The sequence below is a fragment of the Alkalithermobacter paradoxus genome (genome assembly GCA_002029295.1).
GTDB lineage: Bacteria > Bacillota > Clostridia > Peptostreptococcales > Peptostreptococcaceae > Alkalithermobacter > Alkalithermobacter paradoxus.
In genome coordinates, this window is the sequence record MZGW01000001.1 from 50,016 (window position 1) to 71,349 (window position 21,334).

Annotated in this window: 20 protein-coding genes; 18 read left to right on the top strand and 2 right to left on the bottom strand. The window is 31.4% G+C overall.

The window, feature by feature from the left end; all coding sequences use genetic code 11:
- Position 1 precedes the first annotated feature (1 nt).
- The 6 genes from hemZ to CLOTH_RS00315 all read left to right on the top strand — a co-directional run bounded on the left by hemZ (position 2) and on the right by CLOTH_RS00315 (position 5,615).
- Positions 2-1,471 (top strand): coproporphyrinogen dehydrogenase HemZ, encoded by a 1,470-nt coding sequence (gene hemZ, locus CLOTH_RS00290; RefSeq protein WP_079411044.1) that lies wholly within the window; start codon positions 2-4, stop codon positions 1,469-1,471.
- A complete protein-coding gene (gene hisS / locus CLOTH_RS00295; protein ID WP_079411042.1) occupies positions 1,461-2,720 on the top strand; it encodes a histidine--tRNA ligase in 1,260 nt (419 codons plus the stop codon). Before hemZ ends, hisS begins: the two co-directional genes overlap by 11 nt.
- A gap of 10 nt (positions 2,721-2,730) precedes the next feature.
- Positions 2,731-4,512 carry an aspartate--tRNA ligase gene (gene aspS / locus CLOTH_RS00300; protein WP_079410080.1) on the top strand — a complete coding sequence of 594 codons (1,782 nt, stop codon included), beginning with the start codon at positions 2,731-2,733 and terminating at the stop codon, positions 4,510-4,512.
- A 100-nt stretch (positions 4,513-4,612) separates the two neighbouring features.
- Entirely contained in the window at positions 4,613-4,876 is a 264-nt protein-coding gene (locus CLOTH_RS00305) for a hypothetical protein (protein ID WP_079410082.1), read from the top strand.
- Positions 4,877-4,887: 11 nt separating this feature from the next.
- The gene (locus CLOTH_RS00310; protein WP_079410083.1) at positions 4,888-5,181 is read left to right on the top strand and encodes a metal-sensitive transcriptional regulator; all 294 of its coding nucleotides are present in this window, start codon (positions 4,888-4,890) and stop codon (positions 5,179-5,181) included.
- An 8-nt stretch (positions 5,182-5,189) separates the two neighbouring features.
- Entirely contained in the window at positions 5,190-5,615 is a 426-nt protein-coding gene (locus tag CLOTH_RS00315) for a SoxR reducing system RseC family protein (protein WP_079410085.1), read from the top strand.
- A gap of 23 nt (positions 5,616-5,638) precedes the next feature.
- Here CLOTH_RS00315 and CLOTH_RS00320 read toward each other — a convergent pair whose 3' ends face one another.
- A complete protein-coding gene (locus CLOTH_RS00320) occupies positions 5,639-6,079 on the bottom strand; it encodes a threonine/serine exporter family protein (RefSeq protein WP_079410086.1) in 441 nt (146 codons plus the stop codon).
- Positions 6,079-6,852, bottom strand: a complete 774-nt coding sequence (locus CLOTH_RS00325) for a threonine/serine exporter family protein (RefSeq protein ID WP_079410088.1) — start codon at positions 6,850-6,852, stop codon at positions 6,079-6,081. The genes CLOTH_RS00320 and CLOTH_RS00325 overlap by 1 nt, the downstream gene beginning before the upstream one ends.
- Before the next feature lie 119 nt (positions 6,853-6,971).
- On the opposite strand from CLOTH_RS00325, the gene CLOTH_RS00330 reads away from it, so the two are divergent.
- The 12 genes from CLOTH_RS00330 (at position 6,972) to CLOTH_RS00385 (ending at position 21,262) form a co-directional block, all read left to right on the top strand.
- Positions 6,972-8,198: a serine hydroxymethyltransferase gene (locus CLOTH_RS00330; RefSeq protein WP_079410089.1), complete on the top strand. Its 1,227-nt coding sequence runs from the start codon at positions 6,972-6,974 to the stop codon at positions 8,196-8,198.
- Positions 8,199-8,230: 32 nt separating this feature from the next.
- Positions 8,231-9,622, top strand: a complete 1,392-nt coding sequence (locus CLOTH_RS00335; RefSeq protein ID WP_079410090.1) for a sigma-54 interaction domain-containing protein — start codon at positions 8,231-8,233, stop codon at positions 9,620-9,622.
- Positions 9,623-9,843: 221 nt separating this feature from the next.
- Positions 9,844-10,893, top strand: a complete 1,050-nt coding sequence (gene ord / locus CLOTH_RS00340; RefSeq protein ID WP_079410092.1) for a 2,4-diaminopentanoate dehydrogenase — start codon at positions 9,844-9,846, stop codon at positions 10,891-10,893.
- Between the two features lie 22 nt (positions 10,894-10,915).
- Positions 10,916-11,224 (top strand): 2-amino-4-oxopentanoate thiolase subunit OrtA, encoded by a 309-nt coding sequence (gene ortA / locus CLOTH_RS00345; protein ID WP_079410093.1) that lies wholly within the window; start codon positions 10,916-10,918, stop codon positions 11,222-11,224.
- On the top strand, positions 11,217-12,635 hold the full coding sequence (gene ortB / locus CLOTH_RS00350) for a 2-amino-4-oxopentanoate thiolase subunit OrtB (RefSeq protein WP_079410095.1): 1,419 nt from the start codon (positions 11,217-11,219) through the stop codon (positions 12,633-12,635). The genes ortA and ortB overlap by 8 nt, the downstream gene beginning before the upstream one ends.
- 23 nt (positions 12,636-12,658) lie before the next feature.
- Complete coding sequence (locus CLOTH_RS00355; RefSeq protein WP_079410096.1) at positions 12,659-13,021, top strand: ornithine aminomutase subunit alpha; 363 nt, start codon at positions 12,659-12,661, stop codon at positions 13,019-13,021.
- Between the two features lie 2 nt (positions 13,022-13,023).
- A complete protein-coding gene (gene oraE / locus CLOTH_RS00360; protein ID WP_079410098.1) occupies positions 13,024-15,237 on the top strand; it encodes a D-ornithine 4,5-aminomutase subunit OraE in 2,214 nt (737 codons plus the stop codon).
- 65 nt (positions 15,238-15,302) lie between these two features.
- Positions 15,303-16,661, top strand: a complete 1,359-nt coding sequence (locus CLOTH_RS00365) for a GlmL-related ornithine degradation protein (protein ID WP_079410099.1) — start codon at positions 15,303-15,305, stop codon at positions 16,659-16,661.
- A gap of 11 nt (positions 16,662-16,672) precedes the next feature.
- On the top strand, positions 16,673-17,734 hold the full coding sequence (gene orr, locus CLOTH_RS00370; protein WP_079410100.1) for an ornithine racemase Orr: 1,062 nt from the start codon (positions 16,673-16,675) through the stop codon (positions 17,732-17,734).
- Between the two features lie 141 nt (positions 17,735-17,875).
- Positions 17,876-18,811: an ABC transporter ATP-binding protein gene (locus CLOTH_RS00375; RefSeq protein ID WP_079410101.1), complete on the top strand. Its 936-nt coding sequence runs from the start codon at positions 17,876-17,878 to the stop codon at positions 18,809-18,811.
- An 11-nt stretch (positions 18,812-18,822) separates the two neighbouring features.
- Entirely contained in the window at positions 18,823-20,142 is a 1,320-nt protein-coding gene (locus tag CLOTH_RS00380) for an ABC transporter permease (RefSeq protein WP_158080424.1), read from the top strand.
- Positions 20,111-21,262 carry an ABC transporter permease gene (locus CLOTH_RS00385; protein ID WP_079410104.1) on the top strand — a complete coding sequence of 384 codons (1,152 nt, stop codon included), beginning with the start codon at positions 20,111-20,113 and terminating at the stop codon, positions 21,260-21,262. Before CLOTH_RS00380 ends, CLOTH_RS00385 begins: the two co-directional genes overlap by 32 nt.
- Positions 21,263-21,334: the final 72 nt, after the last annotated feature.

Sequence of the window (21,334 nt, forward strand, 5' to 3'; positions counted from 1 at the left end):
GATGCTAAATATAATTTTAAGAGGACATGACTACAAATATGAAGTTGGAGAGTTAATTAAGCTGTTTACTTCAAAATTCAAATTTGTAGACAACGTTTTAGACAAGACATTATTAAATGAAGTACAAGTAAATGAACATGAGATAATATCTAAGTCTAGTATATATGAAAATGGCATAATTAAATTTAGTCATACAGAGAAAAAAAATAATATATTAGAAAATGAAAGAGAAGAAATAAAAGAATTAAAGAGAGTTATAAAAAAAAGCATGTTCGAGGTACTAAAGAAAGAATATAATACAAATGTTCCTTGGGGAATATTGACAGGAGTTAGGCCAACTAAAATAGTACATGAGCTATTAGATCATAATAAGAAAGATACAGAAATAAAAAATATATTAATTGAAAGGTATAAGCTAGAAGAAAATAAGGCAGATTTAGTGATTGATGTTGCCAAAGTAGAAAGAAAGTTTGTATACCCACATGATGAGAATAAAATATCGCTATATGTCAGTATACCATTTTGTCCAACAAGATGTGTATACTGTTCTTTTCCTTCTAATGAACTAAGACAAAAAAGTGATATAAAAAAAGAATATATAAAAGCCTTGATAAGAGAAATAGAAGGTGTATCAAGTATTGTAAGTAAATTAGGAAAACAGATACAAACTATATATATAGGTGGAGGAACTCCTACTACATTAGATGAAAATGAGCTAAAGATATTGCTTGATAGCCTGTATAATAACTTTGATTTAAGGTATTTAGAAGAATTTACTGTTGAAGCCGGAAGGCCTGACACTATAAATATAGAGAAGTTAAGAGTACTAAAGGAAAGAAATGTAACAAGAATAAGTATAAATCCTCAAACTATGAACGATATAACTTTAGTTAATATAGGAAGAAATCACAATGTAGATGATATCATAAAAGCATTTAATATGGCTAGAAGCGTTGGATTTGACAATATTAATATGGATATAATATTAGGACTTCCAGATGAAACTTTAGATATGGTAGAAAACACATTAAGTGAAATATCAAAATTATCTCCAGAAAGCTTAACAGTTCACACAATGGCTGTTAAAAGAGCTTCAAAACTGAAAGAAAATATAGATGATTATGATTTATCACATTATGATGACATTGTGAACATGATAGATATTTCGAGAAAATATGCTCATAAAATGAATTTATACCCATACTATATGTATAGACAAAAGCATATGATTGGAAATCTTGAAAATATAGGATACTCTAAAAAAGGATACGAGTGTATATACAACATACAAATAATGGAAGAAAAACAAACTATACTTGCACTAGGTGCAGGGGCAACTTCTAAAATTGTTTATTTAGACGAAAATAGAATAGAAAGAGTACCTAATGTTAAAGATGTTCAAAGTTATATTGAAAGAGTTGAAGAAATGATTAAGAGAAAAGAAAGTGAGGTTTTTAAAAATGCTTACTAAAGCTCCAAGAGGTACAAAAGATGTAGTGCCTAGCGAAGCATACAAATGGATATATGTAGAAGAACTATTTAGGAAGGTATGCTCTTTATTCGGATATGAAGAAGTAAGAACTCCTATATTTGAACATACAGAGCTGTTTAAAAGAGGAGTAGGAGAAACTACTGATATAGTTCAAAAGGAAATGTACTCATTTGAAGATAATGGTGGTAGAGAAATAACTTTAAAGCCAGAAGGAACAGCTCCTGCTGTTAGAGCATTCATAGAAAATAAACTATATGCAGATGCTCAGCCAACAAAACTTTACTATATAACTCCTTGTTTTAGATACGAAAGACCTCAAGCTGGAAGGCTTAGACAATTTCATCAATTTGGAATAGAAGTATTTGGAAGTAATGCACCTTCAGTAGATGCAGAAGTCATGGCTCTTGCTATTGAGTTTTTCAAGAGAGTAGGTCTTGAAAGTCTAGAACTTAGAATAAATTCAATAGGATGTCCAAGTTGCAGAAAAGAGTACAATAATATATTAAGAGAGTACTTAAGAAATAAAGTAGATACTTTATGTAATACGTGTAAAGATAGATATGAAAGAAATCCTATGAGAATACTTGATTGCAAAAACCCAGTTTGTAATGAAGAAACAGTAGATGCACCACTTCTTATAAATCATATATGTACTGAGTGTAAAGATCACTTTGAGAAAGTAAGAAAGCACCTAGAAGGTATGAATATAAAATACGAGATAGATCCTAAAATAGTTAGAGGTCTTGATTACTATAACAAAACAGCTTTCGAAATAATATCAAAGGATATAGGAGCACAAAGTACAGTATGTGGTGGAGGAAGATATGATGGATTAGTTGAGCAGTTAGGCGGACCATCAACTCCAGGAGTAGGATTTGGAATGGGAATTGAAAGACTTCTTTTGACATTAGAAAATAATAATATAAACATACCTAAAAAAGAAGGACTTGATATATTCGTAGTTACCATAGGAGAAAAAGCTGAAGAATATAGCTTCAAAATAATTTCACAGCTAAGACAAAATGATATATCTTGCGATAAAGATCATATAGGAAGAAGTGTTAAGGCTCAATTTAAATACTCAGACAAAGTTAATGCTAGATTTACTGTGGTTATAGGGGATGACGAAATAGAAAAAGATACAGTACAACTAAAAGATATGAGTACATCTAATCAATATGAAATTAAGTTAAGTGAACTACTTAAAGAGTTAAAAGAAAGGCTATAAGGAGGACAAAATGGAAAATTTAAACGGACTAAAAAGAAGTGATTACTGTGGAAACCTAAGAAGCTCTGATATAGGAAGAGAAGTAGTATTAATGGGATGGGTTCAAAAAAGTAGAAATTTAGGTGGATTAGTATTTACAGACTTAAGAGATATAGAGGGGATTTGCCAAATAGTATTTGATAAAGATATATCACAAGAAGCTTTTGATAAAGCTGAGAAATTAGGATCAGAATATGTTATAGCAGTAAAGGGAAAGGTTCGTGAAAGACAATCTAAAAACCCAAACATGCCAACGGGAGATATAGAAGTATTTGCAGATGAACTTAGAATACTGAACAAATCAGAAACTCCACCTATATACATAAAAGACGATGATGATGTTTCAGAAAATCTTAGACTAAAATATAGATATTTAGACCTAAGAAAGCCATCTATGCAAAAGAACTTAATGCTAAGACATAAGGTTGCAAATATAGTTAGAAACTATTTATCTGAAAATAGATTCTTAGAAATAGAAACTCCATTTCTTACTAAGCCAACACCAGAAGGAGCTAGAGATTATCTAGTACCAAGTAGAGTAAATCCTGGGAAGTTTTATGCACTTCCTCAATCACCTCAGATATTCAAGCAATTATTTATGGTTTCTGGCTTAGATAGATACTTCCAGATAGTAAAATGCTTCAGAGATGAAGATTTAAGAGCGGATAGACAACCAGAATTTACTCAAATAGACTGTGAGATGTCTTTTGTTGATATGGACGATGTAATATCTATAATGGAAAAAATGATGCAAAGAATATTTAAGGAGGCATTAAATGTAGATATACAGCTTCCTATACAAAGAATGCCGTATAAAGAAGCTATGGAAAGATATGGTTCAGACAAACCAGATTTGAGATTTGGATTTGAGTTAAATGATATTTCTGACATAGTTAAAGAATGTGGGTTCAAAGTATTTTCTGACACAGTAAACAATGGTGGAAGTGTAAGGGGTATAAATATAAAAGGATACGAAAAAGAGTTTACAAGAAAAAATATATCATCTCTTGAAGAATTCGTTAAAACTTATGGAGCTAAAGGACTTGCATGGATAAAAATAAATGAAGAAGGAATAGTATCACCTATAGCTAAATTCTTCGATGAAGATAAAATGAATCAAATTCTACAAAGACTAGATGGTCAAAAGGGAGATTTGATACTATTTGTAGCTGATAAAGACGAAATAGTACTTGACTCATTAGGTCACTTAAGAGTTGAAGTAGCTAAAAGACTAAACCTGCTTAAAAAAGATGACTACAAACTTGTATGGATCACAGAGTTTCCTTTATTTGAATATGATGAAGAAGAAAACAGATATGTAGCTAAGCATCATCCTTTCACATCACCGATGGATGAAGATATAGACAAGTTAGAAACAGATCCGAAAAATGTAAGAGCTAAAGCTTATGATCTTGCGTTAAATGGATTTGAACTTGGTGGAGGAAGTATAAGAATATATAACTCAGATATTCAAACTAGAATGTTCAAAGCACTTGGATTTAATGAAGAACAAATAAATGAAAAGTTTGGTTTCTTAATAGATGCATTTAAGTATGGAACTCCTCCACATGGTGGAATAGCATTTGGATTTGATAGAATAATTATGCTTTTAGCTGGTGAAGATAACATAAGACAAGTTATAGCATTCCCTAAAACTCAGAATGCTTCTTGTCCTATGACTAATGCTCCATCTAGTGCTGATGAAAAGCAGTTAGATGAGCTAAACATAAAAACAAACTGTATAGAAGAATAAACCTTAGGCTGCTAAAATTAGCAGCCTTTTTTCTAGCAATTTACAATAAAATCAAGTATAATAAATATACGGGTAATAGGTATTAAAAGAGGTGGTTGATATGAAAAAGACAATAGACGAATTTATGGTATTTGCCCTAGTATTTCCAATACTTTTATTAATTCTAAAAGCTGTATTTAAGGATTTTATAGTTATTTCAAACAGAAATATAATACTTATATTTGTGCTAAGTTTTGTGAACATAGCCATAAGAAATTTTTTAATTGTGTTAAAAAGTAAGTATAATATGGGTGATAGGAACTTTGAATTCATAAGAAGAATAATATTTATACTTATTATAGGAATCTATTTAATATTTAGATAGGAGGGTTTCTTGTGAATGAACTTTCACAAAAGAGCAAAACCGATAAAGATGCAATAATAAAAAGACTTAGAAGAATTGAAGGACAAGTTAAAGGTATTCAAAATATGGTAAATCAAGATAAGTACTGTGTAGATATATTAGTGCAAATAGCAGCTATAAGATCAGCAATAGACAAAGTTGGAGGAATAATTCTTGAAAATCATATAAAAGGATGTGTAAGAAATACGATAGAAAAAGATAATGAAGAAAAGAATGAAAAAATGATAGACGAATTAGTAACTACTATAACTAAATTTATGAAGTAGGTGATTTGATGAAACAATCAGGAGTAGTTATAGAAAAAAAGGGAGATATAGCTTATTTAAATATGCAAAGGCATTCTGCGTGTGGAAGTTGTGGTGCATGTGGAATGGGAAGTGAAAAAAGTAGTATGAAAATTGAAGCTATAAACAAAATTGATGCAAATATAGGGGACTTTGTAGAAGTAGACATAGAAACTGTAGATTTTATGAAAGCAGCATTTATAATATATACAATACCTTTAGTATCGCTTTTGATCGGTGTTATTTTGAGCAATAAACTGTTAAGTACTCTAAATTATAGTGGCAATATAGAAGTTATAAGCTTTATAGTGGGAATTGTTTTTATGGCTGGTGCTTTTTTTATTGTAAAACTAAATGAGAAAAGACTTAGAAATAGTAAAAAATACATGCCAGTAATAACAAGCATAATAAAGTAAGGATGGAACAATTCATTCCATCCTTATGTATTTTTTGTATTTGTTGTTTTGAGTACTTTGGCTATAGATGAAACTAGAATTATTCCAATAGCAATAGCCCCTCCTGTAAAAATAGCATTAGTACCAACCTTTATAGCTGTGTTAAAGTCATCATTTATTAGGTTTATCATAGTTAAATATATACCATATCCCGGAACTAAAGGAACTATTCCAGGTATAACAAAAGCGGTTACAGGTTTTTTATCAATTCTTGCAAATAGCTCACCTAAAAGAGCTACTACTATAGCAGCAATAAAGCTAGAAAATGGAATTGAAAAAACAACTTCTTTTATATAAGTAAATAAAGTCCATCCTACTCCCCCGGTAATACCTGCGTAAATGAGAGATTTTCTAGGAACGTTGAAAAGTATAGAAAATCCAACAGTAGATAAAAAAGAATATATAAATTGCGATAATAGATACACTAGATAGCACCCCCAAAAACATTTATCCATACATTAAGTATAGATCCAACTCCAACAGCTATAGATATAGCTATCAAAATAGCTTCAGAAACTCTTGAAACACCTGAAATTAAATCTCCAGAAATAAAGTCTCTAAGGCCATTAGTTAATGCAACTCCTGGGAGAAGTGGCATAATAGAGCCTACTATAACCATGTCTATGCTTGCCCCTACACCTACAGTATGAAAAAATATAGATAGTATAGCTATTATAGCCCCACCAGCAGTATTTGATAAAAATGCAGTTTGACTAACTTTTTCTATCTTGCTGCTTATAAGTACAGCAACCATAGATATTATAAATGCAGCAACAAAGTCTGAAAAATTAGCTCCAAATAAAAGAGCAAAAAAGCTAGATGCAAACCCTGCAGATAAAACCCTTACAAACTTAGGGTACTTAGCAATCTTATCTATTTTTCGCAGTTGCATTATTGCATCTTTAATTGATATATTAGAGTTAACAAACTCTCTTGAAAAGTCATTCACCTTTGATATTTTGTTAAGGTTTATAGTTCTAGATTTTACTCTCTTAATAAAGCTTATACCATCAAATCTATCATCAGATATAAATATACCAGTAGGTGTAACAAATGAACTTACATGCTTTAAATTTCTTGACTTACATATTCTCTTTATAGTGTCTTCAACTCTGTAAGTTTCAGCTCCATTTCTTAGCATTATTTCACCAGCATACAAAGCAACTCTTAAGATAGCCTTCTTTTCTAAAAGCGTCATAACAAAACTCCTTTACTTCAATTTATAACAACTAGTATATCAAAAACTTACTATTAATATAATTAAAATATATGTTAAAATTAATAATTATGTTAAAAAATATCAAGGGAGGTAAAAGTATGAACTTTACGAATTTAATGAAAGTAGACCACGAGGTATATGAAGCTATACAAAAGGAGATAGAAAGACAAAATAGAAATATCGAACTTATAGCTTCAGAAAATTTTGTATCATTAGCAGTTATGGAGGCAGCAGGAAGCCACTTAACAAATAAATACGCAGAAGGATATCCAAGCAAAAGATATTATGGTGGATGTGAAAATGTAGATATTGTAGAGAATTTAGCAATAGAAAGATTAAAAAAGCTATTTAATGCAGAACATGCTAATGTTCAGCCTCACTCTGGAGCAAATGCTAATTTAGGAGTATATTTTGCAGTTTTAGAGCCAAATGATAAAGTTTTGGGCATGAACCTTTCTCAAGGAGGACACTTAACGCATGGATCTCCTGTTAATATATCAGGACAATATTTTGAATTCATAGAATATGGAGTGTCTAAAGAAGATGGAAAAATAGATTACGAAAAAGTAAGAGAAATTGCACATAGAGAAATGCCAAAGCTTATAGTTGCTGGAGCAAGTGCGTATCCAAGATCAATAGACTTTAAAAAATTCAGAGAAATAGCTGATGAAGTTGGGGCACTACTTATGGTAGATATGGCACATATAGCAGGACTTGTAGCTGCAGGCCTTCACCAAAATCCAGTTGAGTATGCACACTTTGTAACTAGTACAACACACAAAACGTTAAGAGGCCCAAGAGGTGGAATTATACTTTGCAAGAATGAATATGCTCAAAAGATAGACAAAGCAATATTCCCAGGAATACAAGGAGGACCACTAGAGCATATTATAGCTGCTAAAGCTGTAGCATTCAAAGAAGCTTTAACACCTGAATTTAAGGAGTACCAAGAACAAATAGTTAAAAATGCAAAGGCACTTGCAGATGAGCTTATAAATAGAGGATTTGACTTAGTGTCGGGTGGAACAGACAATCATCTTATGTTGATAGACTTAAGTAATAAAAATATAACAGGAAAAGAAGCAGAAAAAAGACTAGATGAAGCTCATATAACAGTAAATAAAAACTCTATACCATTTGATACTAAGAGCCCATTTGTAACAAGCGGAATAAGAATAGGAACACCAGCTGTAACTACAAGAGGTATGAAAGAAGAAGATATGAAAGTAATAGCTGAAGTTATAGATTTAGTGATTACTAAAAATGATATAGAAAAAGGAAGAGAAATGGTTAAAAATCTTACAGATAAATTTCCGCTGTATTAATAAGTTCTTACAATGATATTGGAGGAGCACAAATGACTTCTAAAGATTACGTAGTTTTGATGCAAAAAATTTTGCACTACATAGAAGATGGGGTTCATGTAATAGACAAAGATGGAAATACGATAGTATATAATAGAGCTATGGCTGAACTTGAAGGAATGAAAAAAGAAGATGTTTTAAATAAGCCACTACTTGAAGTTTTTAGAAGTTTAGATAGTGAAACTAGCACATTACTTAAAGTAATGGAAAGTGGTAAGTCAATAAAAAATAAAAAGCAAGTTTATCTTAATATGGATGGTAAGGAAATTACAACAATAAATACCACAGTTCCACTGACTATAAATGGTGAACAATTTGGTGCACTAGAAATAGCTAAGGACATAACAAAAATAAAAAAACTTTCAGACATAATATTCGATCTTCAAAGAGAAATGTCAACTCCTGATGTATCTATTAAAAATAAAATTAAAAAATATACATTTGATAACATTCTAGGGCAAAGTCCAGAATTTAAGCATGCTTTAAATATGGCAAAAAAATCAGCTAAAAATAGAGCCTCTGTTCTTATATATGGAGAAACAGGAACAGGAAAAGAATTGTTTGCTCAAAGCATACACTATGCTAGTGATAGAGCTAATAAACCATTCATAGCTCAAAACTGTGCAGCAATTCCAGAAAGTCTACTTGAAGGAATATTGTTTGGAACATCAAAAGGAGCTTTTACAGGATCTATAGATAGACCTGGTATATTTGAAGAAGCAAATGGTGGAACTATACTTTTAGATGAAATAAACTCAATGCCTGTAGATCTTCAAGCAAAGCTACTTAGAGTACTTCAAGAAGGATACGTAAGAAGAATAGGTGCAACTAAGGATATACCAATAGATGTAAGAGTAATAGCTACTACAAACCAAGACCCTATAGATGCAGTAGAAAGTCAAAAGATAAGAAAAGATTTATATTACAGGCTTAATGTTATATCAATTAACATACCTCCTTTAAGAGAAAGAAAAGAAGATATAATACTTTTAACTAATCACTTTATAAAGAAATATAACGATGTTTTAAATAAAGATATTTGGATGATATCAGAAAAAAGCAAAGAAGTACTATTACAGCATTCATGGCAAGGAAATGTAAGAGAACTTGAAAATACAATATACGGAGCTATGAGTATGATAGAAGATGAACATGTACTAAATCATCAATATCTAAATATATTAAATTTAAACAAAAAACTTAATAAAGAAAAAATAGATATAAATATGAATAATACTTTAGATGAAACACTAAAGAATATAGAAATAACTTTTTTAAAGAAAGCACTTTATAGAAACAATAACAATATAACTAAAGCTGCCTCTGATCTAGGAATAAAAAGACAAACTCTTCAACACAAAATGAAAAAATATGGCATAAAGTAAAACGCAAATACATTTGCACTAAAAAACGCAAATATATTTGCGTTTTTTAGTTATCCAAGTTGATTCGACTAGATCAAAATTATTATATATTCAAGCTATCGCAACAAAACTGAATATTTTTAAAATTCTATTTTGTACAAAATTAGAAATGGTATGAATATTGCTTAAATAATTTAATATAAATTAAATTGAAATGATAATTAATATGGAGGTGTTTTGATATGGAAAATATTAAAGTTGGTATTTGGGGATTTGGAGCAATGGGTAGTGGAATGGCAGAGATGCTGCTAAAGAAAAAAGGAGTAGAAATAGTAGCTGTTTGCGACAGAAATGAAGCTAGAGTAGGAAAAGATATGTATGAAGTTTTAGGAGTAGAAAGAGGAGATAGAAAAGAAGTAATAATAAAAAGTGATGAAAATGAAGCTTTCACAGAAAAATGTGCTGATGTAGTTTTACTTGCAACAGATTCATTTACTAAAGGTGCATTCGATAAAATTAAATTTATAGCTGAAAGAAAAATGAATGTTATTTCAACTGCAGAAGAAATGGCTTATCCTCAAGCACAACAGCCAGAGCTTGCTAAAGAAATAGATAGAATAGCAAAAGAAAATAATGTATCTGTACTTGGAACTGGAATAAATCCAGGATTTGTATTAGATCTTTTAATACTTGCATTAACAGGAACTTGTGAAAGGGTAGATCATATAAAAGCAGCTAGAATAAATGACTTATCTCCATTTGGAAAAGCTGTTATGGAAGAGCAAGGAGTTGGAGTAACATTAAATGATTTCAATGAAGGGGTAAAGAGAGGAACAATAGCAGGACATGTAGGATTCCCAGAATCTATAAAGATGATTACTGATGGAATTGGTTGGAACTTAGAAAAAGTAGATGAAACTAGAGAAGCTATAGTTTCTAATATATACAGAGAAAGTAAGTATGCAAAGGTTGAGGCAGGAAATGTAGCAGGTTGTAGACAATGTGGATATGGATATGTAGACGGTGAAGTTAAAATTGAAATGGAACACCCACAACAAATACTTCCACATTTAGAGGGTGTTGATACAGGAGATTATATATGGATTAAAGGAAATCCGGATATATCACTTCAAATAAAGCCTGAAATACCAGGAGGAATAGGAACGATAGCTATGTGTGTAAATTCTATTCCACATGTTATAAATGCTCGTGCTGGTCTTAGAACAATGCTTGATATACCAGTTCCAAGAGCTATTATGGGAGATATGAGAGATTTAATAGAAGCTCAATAGCATAAAAAAGGAAGTGAATCTAATGAAGAGTAAAAAAGGTGATTGGGTTTTAGTACATAATGTAGTGTTAAGTAAAGAAGATAGAGCACCACAAGTACCAGATGACACTAAAAGTGTTCCTCTTGAAACTTGGGTTAAAGGATTTACTAATGAAGAAGCTTCCATAGGAGATGAAGTTACTATTACAACTATGACAGGAAGAAATGTAAAAGGAAAACTTGTAGATATAAATCCATATTACAAGCATGATTACGGAAAATGTATTCCTGAAATTCTACAAATAGGTCTTCAGCTTAAAGATATATTATTTGGAGGTGAAGATCATGAGTAAAGATATGAGCTATCTTGGAGTAATGTCGAGAAAAAATGAAATAGTTAAAAATGCAATAGGTATAGATTACTCTATCTTCGAATCTGGAGGTATATCTTTTGATTATGAGAAGATGATGAGAGAAACTGGATACACACTTGATGAAATGCAAAAGATTCAAAGAGATGTATCAGTTGGGAATACACCTATACTTGAACTGAAAAATATAACGAAGCTTGCTAGAAAGCTTTCTCCTAAAGGTAAGGGAGCTAGAATATTCATAAAAGATGAAGCATCTAATCCTTCTGGGAGTTTTAAGGCTAGAAGAGCAGCAAATGCGGTATATCATGCAAAAAAATTAGGGTACAAAGGTGTTATTGCTGCAACTAGTGGTAACTATGGAGCCGCTGTTGCATCTCAAGCAGCGATGCAAGGACTAAAATGTATAATAGTTCAAGAATGTTATGATAGCAAAGGAATTGGGCAGCCAGAAATAATAGAAAAGGCAAGAAAGTGTGAAGCTTACGGAGCTGAAGTTGTCCAACTTACAGTAGGGCCAGAGCTTTTCTATACATTCCTAAAACTTCTTGAAGAAACAGGATACTTCAATGCATCACTATATACTCCATTTGGAATAGCTGGAGTCGAAACATTAGGATATGAAATTGCTATGCAGTTTAGAGAAAAAGAAGGAAAGGATCCTGATGTAGTAGTTTGTACAAATGCTGGTGGAGGAAATGTAACAGGTACTGCTAGAGGTCTTATAAAAGCTGGAGCAGTAAACACTCAAATAGTTGGTGCTAGTGTTAATTTAAAAGGACTTCATATGGCATCTGATACTCAGTTTAATAAAAAGTCATTCACAACAGGTCATACTGGATTTGGGATGCCATTTACAACTTGGCCAGATAGATCAGATGTTCCAAGGTCTGCTGCAAGACCACTAAGATATATGGATAGATATGTAACTGTAAATCAAGGAGAAGTATTTTATATAACAGAAGCATTAGCTCAGCTTGAAGGGCTTGAAAGAGGACCTGCAGGAAATACATCTTTAGCAGCTGCATTTGCAATAGCTAGAGAACTTGATGAAGATAAAATTATAGTAGTTCAAGAAACAGAATATACAGGAGCTGGGAAGCATATACAGCCTCAGCTTACATTTGCAAGAGAAAATGGAATAGAAATAAAATTTGGAAATCCAGATGATGAGATTGTTGGAGAAAATATAATACTTCCAGAGCATCCATCTATGATAAAAGCTAGAGACCTTGATATGAACTATATAAGAAGGTCATATATAAAAAATTGTGTAGAAAATAATAAAGTAGATAAAGTAAGTGAAGATGATATTAGATATTTAGTAGAAGAAACAAATTCAAATGAAGAATTTGTAAAATCAGTACTGAAAGACTTAAATGTACAGTATTAATATTATATTTGGGGGTGCACAAAATGAAAAGGCAAGATGATTTCGCTCAAAGAAGAGCACATTTAGCTAATTTAAGTGATGAAGAATTATACAATAGATTTTGGGAGCTTGCAGAAAAAATAGTAGAACCTTTATTAGAACTTTCAAGAAAAAATACAACTCCATCTATAGAGCGTTCTATTCTTTTAAGAATGGGATTTTCAAGTTTAGAAGCAAAGCCTTTAGTTGAAGGGGCTATAGATAGAGGATTAATGGGAAAAGGTGTAGGACACATAGTATATAGAATTTCAAAAGAGAAAAATATTCCTCTAAGACAGGCTGGTCTTGAGATGATCGAGGGCAAACACTGGGACGATGCTGTAAAAATCTTTAAAGGAGGAATGTAAAGATGCAAAAGTTAAATCCAAATGAAAAATTAGATATAAAAAATATTCTTAGTGATTTAGAAAATTATAGACCAAAGAGAAGAGGATGGACTTGGAGAAATCATGAGGAGATAGAAATGGGAGGACATAAATACTCTGATTGTTCTACTCCACTTAAAAACTCTATAGGTATTCCTGCTGCAGTTCAGTATTTTGAGAATTTAGATCCACAACCGAAAGAAACGATTACAACTGAGATTGCTTCAGGTAGATTTGAAGATGATATAAGAAGAATGAGAATGGCAGCTTGGCATGGTGCAGACCATATAATGGTTATAAGAACAGCAGGACAATCACATTACGATGGATTAATAGAGGGAACGCCTCAAGGAATAGGTGGCATACCTGTAACAAGAAAGCAAGTTAGAGCACAAAGAAAGGCTTTAGACCTTATAGAAGAAGAAGTTGGTAGACCGATAAATTACCACTCTTATGTATCTGGGGTTGCAGGTCCAGATATAGCTGTAATGTTTGCAGAAGAAGGGGTTAATGGAGCTCATCAAGATCCACAATACAATGTACTTTATAGAAATATAAATATGGTTAGATCTTTTGTTGATGCTGCTGAATCTAAAAAAATAATGGCATGGGCAGATATAGCTCAAATAGATGGAGCACACAATGCAAATGCAACAGCAAGAGATGCATGGAAAGTTATGCCAGAGCTTATGGTTCAACACGCTATAAACTCTATATTCTCATATAAAGTTGGTATGAAAAAAGAAAATATATGTTTATCTACAGTACCACCTTCAGCATCTCCAGTACCATGCATAAAATACGATCTTCCGTATGCAGTTGCCTTAAGAGATTTATTTGATGAATACAAAATGAGAGCACAACAAAATACAAAGTACATAACTTCTTCATCAAGAGAAGCTACAGTTACACATGTTATGAATATGATGATTTCAAAGCTTACAAGAGCTGATATTCAATCTACAATAACTCCTGATGAAGGAAGAAACGTTCCATGGCATGTATACAACATAGAAGCATGTGATACTGCTAAACAAACATTAGTGGGATTAGATGGATTACTTGAAATGGTTGAAATCAAGAAAGATGGATACTTGCCTGAAAAGGTTAGAGAACTTAAAGAAAGAGCTATTTTATACATGGAGGAAATCCTAGAAGTAGGTGGATACTTTAATGCAGTTGAACAAGGATTCTTTGTTGACTCAGGAATGTACCCAGAGAAGAATGGTGATGGTATAGTAAGAAAAATTAATGGTGGTATAGGAGCAGGAAATGTATTTGAAAGAGATGAAGACTATATGGCTCCTGTAACTGCTCACTTTGGATACAATAATGTGGCTCAATACGATGAGAATGCAGTAGATAATCCATCTATTTTAATTGATGGATGTACACTTGAAAAGCCAGAAAAAATAATATTCATAGATGAATTAGACGAATTTGATAATGTAAATACTAGATTAAAAGAAACAGAAATGTATAGAAATTCAGATGTAATAAAGCCAGAGGTTGAGTGGCTTGCAGATGGAACTGTTCAAATAGAAGTAACTCTGCCAACTAGCAAAAGAGTTGCTGAATTTGCAGCTGTTGAATTTGCTAAGAAAATGAATCTAAATGATCCTGAAGTAATTCATGTTGAGGTACTTCATCCATCTGAAGGAACTAGAGTACAATTAAAAGGTAAAGTAGACATAAGCATAGATATAAGCACACTAGAAATTCCAGAAGAACCAGAAGTAATGAGTAACGAAGAACTTTGGGAAGAAATAGAAAAAAGACCTATGAAAGTTGTTACAGCTACAGTAGGAGAAGATGAACACTCAGTTGGTCTTAGAGAGATAATAGATATAAAACATGGTGGTATAGAAAAATGGGGTATAGAAGTTGAATACCTTGGAACTTCTTGCCCTGTAGAAAAACTTGTAGATGCAGCAATAGAACTTAATGCAGATGCTATACTTGCATCAACTATAATAAGCCATGACGATACTCACTACAAGAATATGAAAAAACTTCATGAATACGCTGTTGAAAAGGGAGTAAGAGATAAAATAATGATAGTATGTGGTGGAACTCAAGTTACTCCAGAAATAGCAGTAAAACAAGGTGTTGATGCAGGATTTGGAAGAGGAACTAAAGGAATTAATGTTGCTACATTCTTAGTTAAGAGAAGAAGAGAAATGTTAGAAAACAGATAAGACTAAAAAATTGGTTCATACATTATGTATGAACCAAACTTTTATAATGAAAGAAGGAGATAATCTTGAATATAGATGTTTTGGTTGCAGAAATAGGTAGCACAACGACTGTAGTAAATGCATTTAAAGATATCAATACAGAAAATCCCAAATTCATAGGTCAAGGTCAAGCTCCAACTTCAGTATTAGAAGGAGATGTAAGAATAGGTCTTAATGAGGCAGTAAAAGATCTAGCTAAAAACTTATGTACTGATAATATTGAATATAAAGAAATGCTTGCAACATCAAGTGCAGCAGGCGGTCTTAAAATGACTGTTCATGGTCTTGCATATGATATGACAGCTAGAGCAGCGAAAGAGGCAGCATTAGGAGCAGGAGCCATTATACATAAAGTAACAGCAGGAAAGCTTAGAAGAACTGATATAAAGGAAATAAAAGAAATAAATCCGAATATAATACTAATTGCTGGAGGAGTAGATTATGGAGAGCGAGATACAGCTCTTTATAATGCAGAGCTTATAGCAAGTATGAAGTTGAATATTCCAGTAATTTATGCAGGAAATATTGAAAATAGAGAAGAAATAAAACTTATATTTGAAGATACGGGATACAAACTATACATTGTAGACAATGTATACCCTAAAATAGATGTATTAAATGTAGAACCAACTAGAAAAGTAATACAAGATGCTTTTGAAGAACATATAATACATGCTCCTGGCATGCAACATGTAAGAGATATTGTAAATGGACCTATTATCCCAACTCCAGGATCGGTTATGGAGTGTACAAAACTTTTATATGAAAATATAGGAGATTTAATAGTTATAGATGTAGGGGGAGCAACAACAGATTTACATTCTGTAACAGACGGAAGTGAAGAAATAAATAGAATACTAATAAGTCCAGAACCTCTAGCTAAAAGAACAGTAGAAGGGGATTTAGGTGTATATGTAAACATGAAGAACATAGTAGATCTTATAGGTCTTGAAAAATTAGAACAAGAATTAGGATCAAATATACAAAATTTAATAAATAATCATAAGCCAATACCTAAAACAGATGATGAGATAAGATTTGTAGAAAGACTTACAAAAGAAGCAGTACTAAAGGCAGTAGAAAGACATGCAGGAAGAATAAGAAGTCTTTATGGTGCAGGGGGCAAAACTTCAGTTGCAGAGGGGAAAGATTTATCACAGGTTAAATACATTATCGGGACAGGAGGAGCTTTAACAAGACTTCCTAATAGAGTAGAAATAATGAAAGAAATACCAAAACATAATAAAACAGGGGCATTATTATTCCCAACTAAAGAAGCTAAGGTGCTAGTTGATAATGATTATATAATGGCTTCATTAGGAGTTTTATCAAAAAAATATAAAGAAGCTGCACTAAAGCTTGTAAAGCAAAGTTTAAATATCTAGGGGTGAGATAATTGTATCCAAGACTTGAAGTAAATATCCAAAAAATAAAAGAAAATACTAAACTGTTAGTTGAAAAGTGCAGAAAAGAAAATATAGAAGTAGCAGCAGTTACAAAAGTATATTGTGCACTTCCAGAAGTTGTAGAAGCTTTAGAAGATACAGGTATAAAATACATAGCAGACTCTAGAATACAAAATCTTAAAAAATTAAAACATATAAACTTACCTAAGGTTCTTCTTAGAATACCTATGATGAGTGAAATAGAGGAACTTGTACAATATGTAGATATAAGTCTAAATTCAGAAATTGAAGTAATAAAAAAGATAGATCAAGAGGCTAGAAAAATAAATAAAGTACAAAATATAGCCCTGATGGTTGACTTAGGAGATTTAAGAGAAGGATATTTCAAAGAAGAAGAATTATTTGAATGTGTTTCTCAAGTTCTGAATTTAAAAAATATAAATCTTATAGGACTTGGAACAAATCTAACTTGTTACGGGGCGATAATTCCTTCAAGAGAAAATACTCAAAGATTAGCTAGTTTATCAAGAGAAATCGAGAATAGATTTAATATAAAACTTAGCTTCGTATCTGGAGGAAATTCTAGTTCGCTACACTTAATAGACAAAGAAGATATGCCAAAGGAGATAACAAATTTAAGATTAGGAGAAGCTATAGCACTAGGCAGAGAAACTGCTTATGGAGATAAAATAAAAGGGGCTCATCAAGATGCTTTCAAATTAGTGTGTGAAATAGTTGAGTTAAAAGAAAAACCATCTCTTCCAATTGGAGAGATAGGAATGGATGCATTCGGGAATAAACCTGTGTATGAAGATAGGGGAATAAGAAAGAGAGCTATTATAGGAATAGGAAAGCAAGATATAAATGTATGTGGAATAATACCTTTAGACACTAAGATAGATATATTAGGAGCAAGCTCAGATCACCTTATATTAGATGTTACAGAAAGTGATATAGAATATAAAGTGGGAGATAAAGTGGAATTTAATTTAGAATATGGTGGACTTATGGCTGCAGCCACAAGTGAATATGTTACTAAGATATTCGTATAAGAAATTGTAGGTTAGATTGAAAAATCTAACCTATTTTAATTTAGAAAAGAAAATTATGATAATAATTTAAAATTTAATTCCAGAATCTACTTATATGAAATAGACTAATAAAGAGCAAATAAATCGTTAGGAGGTAAATGTATGAGTTTACTAAAGGTAGAAAACCTAAGTAAAGAGTTTAACAGCATAAAAGCGGTAAATGGGATAAACTTTGAGGTAAATTCTGGTGATATATTAGGTTTGTTAGGTCCAAATGGAGCTGGTAAATCAACTACAATATCTATGATATCAACTTTGATTAGACCTAGCAGTGGAGATATATTATATAAAGGTGAAAGTATAGTAAAAAATCCAAAAATTATTCAAAAAAATCTAGGAGTTGTTCCTCAAGAGATAGCACTTTATCCAACACTATCAGGATATGAGAATCTAAAGTTTTGGGGAAATATATATGGTCTAAGAGGTAGAGTCTTAAAAGAAAGAATAGATGAAATTTCAGAAATAATAGGTATTAAAGATAGACTAAAAGACAAAGTAGAAAAGTATTCTGGAGGCATGAAAAGAAGAATTAATATAGGAGCTTCAATACTTCATAAACCTGAAATACTTATAATGGATGAGCCAACTGTAGGAATAGACCCACAGTCGAGAAATCATATATTACAAACAATATTAGATCTTAACAAACAGGGAATGACAATAATATATACAAGCCACTATATGGAAGAAGTAGAGCAGTTGTGCAATAAGATAAGCATAATGGATAAAGGAAAGATAATAGCATGCGGAACTAAAGAAGAATTGATTCAAATAATAAAAGACAATAATAAAATAACTCTAAGGTTTGATGATGTTACAGATACTCTTATACAAAACATAAAAACTATAGATTATATAAAAGAAGTTAAAGTAGAAGGTGAGGATATAGTTGTTTTGAGTGATAACGCTAATAATATATTTAAAGATATAATAAATAAACTGAGTCAATTAGATAGTGAAATATTATCTATAGAAGTTGAAAAGCCTAATTTAGAAACAGTATTTCTTCATTTAACAGGAAGAGCTTTAAGAGATTAGGGGGGATGACTTTGGGTGCTATAGATATAATTATAAAGGACTTGAAAGTACTTATCAGTGATAGAAAAGCTTTGGGGATTCTAATTTTGATGCCTATAATACTAACAACTATATTAAGTTATGCACTGAAAGGAGCATTCACGAATACACCTAAAAGTAGAGTTGAGATAGCTATTGTAAAAAACTATGATAGACAAGAGCAAATAAATAAATTAGGAAATGAAAGTATAAATGGCGATGAAATAGTAAAACAGCTAGACGTTGAAAAGATATTTATTGATGAATTTTTAGGAAGTGAAGAAATACAGAAGATAATTCAATATAGAGTAGTTGATGAAAAAGAAGGAATGAATCTACTTAAAAACAGAGAGATATCGTCAGTAGTTATACTAAAGGAAGATTTTATATACGATATGACAATAAATCTTCTAACTACATCAACCAATAAAGTTAAAATAGATATTGTAGCAGATCCAGATAAATATATAAGTAGGCAGATAGTAGAGCAGATTATAAATGGGTTTTGTGATACGATGTCATCAATTATTATAGGCAAGAATGTACTTGAGAAAGTGATGACAGAAGAAGGAATTCAATACCAATATATAGGCAATGTTATAGAAGAAATAAATAAGTCTATTCTAGATACTAAAGTGGACATAAATTATACAAATACTAAAGGAAAAGACCCTATAACAAGTTCGGATTATTACTCTGTTGCTATGGCAACAATGTTTATATTGTTTGCAGCTGGTTATGGAAGCAAGATGTTACTAGAAGAAAAAGACAATATAACTTATCAAAGAATGATGATATCTGGGATTTCGAAGTGGAAAGTAGTTGTAGGGAAATTTATAGCCTTATTTTTGATAGCTCTAGGTCAAATATCTATTTTGATAATATACTCAACAATAACTCTAAAAGTTAACTGGGGGAATTTGTATTTAGTTACAATTATATCACTATGCTCCGTATTTAGTATAGCAGGACTAGGTACTATGATTGCAGCTATAACATACAGGGTAGGAAACTATAAAATGGCTAATGCATTTGAATCTGTAATAATTCAAATTATGGCACTACTAGGTGGAAGTTTCTTTCCTATAGATATCTTACCTAGCTTTATACAAAGGTTCAGTATATTGTCTTTAAATGGTCTAGCATTAAAGTCATATCTTAGCGTTATTTCAGGATATGGAATGAAAGATATAGCTACTAATATTATAACACTTATAGTAATTGGTATTATATTTACATGTATTGCAGTTTACGTATTAGTTATAGAGGGGAGGGGTAGCTATGATGAGTATACTAAAGTTAAGACTACTTAGACTTCGCGAAGACTATTTGGTATTTATTATAATGACAATAATGGCTTTGGGATTTACATTTATATTTGGTGTTTCAATGAGTGAATATAGACCTAGCGTTATAATTGTAGATAAAGATCAAACGGAGTATTCAAAGGCTATAATAGAGGAAATAAAACAATTTGATAATTTTATTTACGATATATCAGATTATGATAATGCTATAAAAAGTGTAGATGAAGGAAGTGTATTAACATCTATCGTAATAGAAAAAGGGTTTGGAGATGATGTAAGAAGCGGCAAAACTCCATCTATAGTTGTGATAAAAACTAATGATGATAGAGATATTTTTGTACTTGAGAATATAGTTTCAACTATCACAAAAAAGATGATTAATAATTCAAAAATAGCACATATAGCAGCTAGGTATTTATATGATATAAATAATGTATACGATAGAGTATATGAAAAGGCTTCACATGAATGGAAAAACAATAAACCTATAAGTGTTACTACACAAATTTTGAATGTAGAAAGCAAAAGTTATGATTCTTTAAAGTATAGTTTGATAGGATTTTCTGTATTTTTTTCTATGTATACAATTGTATTTGGGGTTGGAACTATACTAAACGATAAGCAGAATAATACCTGGCAAAGAATTATAATATCTCCTGTTTCTAATAGTGCTATATTAGGGGGGACTATGTTGGTGACATTTTTGATAGGATCAATTCAGCTAGGGGTATTGATATTAGCTGGAAAATATATGTTTAATATTGACTGGGGAAGCAGCATTTCAGGATTATTACTCATAGTAGTTTCTTTTATATTTGCGGTTACATGCCTTGGATTACTTCTTTCAGGAATGGTAAAAACGCATTCACAGCTTAGCGCAGTTACTCCTATAGTTTTAACAAGTACAGCAATGTTAGGAGGTTGTATGTGGCCTCTTGAATTTGTTGATTCTAAGGTATTGTTATTTATTGCAAATTTTGTTCCACAAAAGTGGGCCGTTGAGGGTATGCAAAAAATAGCAATGTACGGATATGGCTTTGAGGGGGCGATAGTTCCTTCTATAGTTTTAATTTCTATGGGAGTTGTATTTCTTTTTATAGGAATAAGACTTATTAAATTTGAGTAGAGAGATTATATCTCTCTATTTTTATTATATTTTGATATAATTAACTCATATAATAATTAATTACACGGAGAT

What these genes read in the sequence shown, in the direction of transcription:
- hemZ (WP_079411044.1), top strand. Translation starts at nt 2, where the DNA reads ATGCTAAATATAATTTTAAGAGGACATGACTACAAATATGAAGTTGGA.
- hisS (WP_079411042.1), top strand. Translation starts at nt 1,461, where the DNA reads ATGCTTACTAAAGCTCCAAGAGGTACAAAAGATGTAGTGCCTAGCGAA.
- aspS (WP_079410080.1), top strand. Translation starts at nt 2,731, where the DNA reads ATGGAAAATTTAAACGGACTAAAAAGAAGTGATTACTGTGGAAACCTA.
- CLOTH_RS00305 (WP_079410082.1), top strand. Translation starts at nt 4,613, where the DNA reads ATGAAAAAGACAATAGACGAATTTATGGTATTTGCCCTAGTATTTCCA.
- CLOTH_RS00315 (WP_079410085.1), top strand. Translation starts at nt 5,190, where the DNA reads ATGAAACAATCAGGAGTAGTTATAGAAAAAAAGGGAGATATAGCTTAT.
- CLOTH_RS00325 (WP_079410088.1), bottom strand. Translation starts at nt 6,852, where the DNA reads ATGACGCTTTTAGAAAAGAAGGCTATCTTAAGAGTTGCTTTGTATGCT.
- CLOTH_RS00330 (WP_079410089.1), top strand. Translation starts at nt 6,972, where the DNA reads ATGAACTTTACGAATTTAATGAAAGTAGACCACGAGGTATATGAAGCT.
- CLOTH_RS00335 (WP_079410090.1), top strand. Translation starts at nt 8,231, where the DNA reads ATGACTTCTAAAGATTACGTAGTTTTGATGCAAAAAATTTTGCACTAC.
- ord (WP_079410092.1), top strand. Translation starts at nt 9,844, where the DNA reads ATGGAAAATATTAAAGTTGGTATTTGGGGATTTGGAGCAATGGGTAGT.
- ortA (WP_079410093.1), top strand. Translation starts at nt 10,916, where the DNA reads ATGAAGAGTAAAAAAGGTGATTGGGTTTTAGTACATAATGTAGTGTTA.
- ortB (WP_079410095.1), top strand. Translation starts at nt 11,217, where the DNA reads ATGAGTAAAGATATGAGCTATCTTGGAGTAATGTCGAGAAAAAATGAA.
- CLOTH_RS00355 (WP_079410096.1), top strand. Translation starts at nt 12,659, where the DNA reads ATGAAAAGGCAAGATGATTTCGCTCAAAGAAGAGCACATTTAGCTAAT.
- oraE (WP_079410098.1), top strand. Translation starts at nt 13,024, where the DNA reads ATGCAAAAGTTAAATCCAAATGAAAAATTAGATATAAAAAATATTCTT.
- CLOTH_RS00375 (WP_079410101.1), top strand. Translation starts at nt 17,876, where the DNA reads ATGAGTTTACTAAAGGTAGAAAACCTAAGTAAAGAGTTTAACAGCATA.
- CLOTH_RS00385 (WP_079410104.1), top strand. Translation starts at nt 20,111, where the DNA reads ATGATGAGTATACTAAAGTTAAGACTACTTAGACTTCGCGAAGACTAT.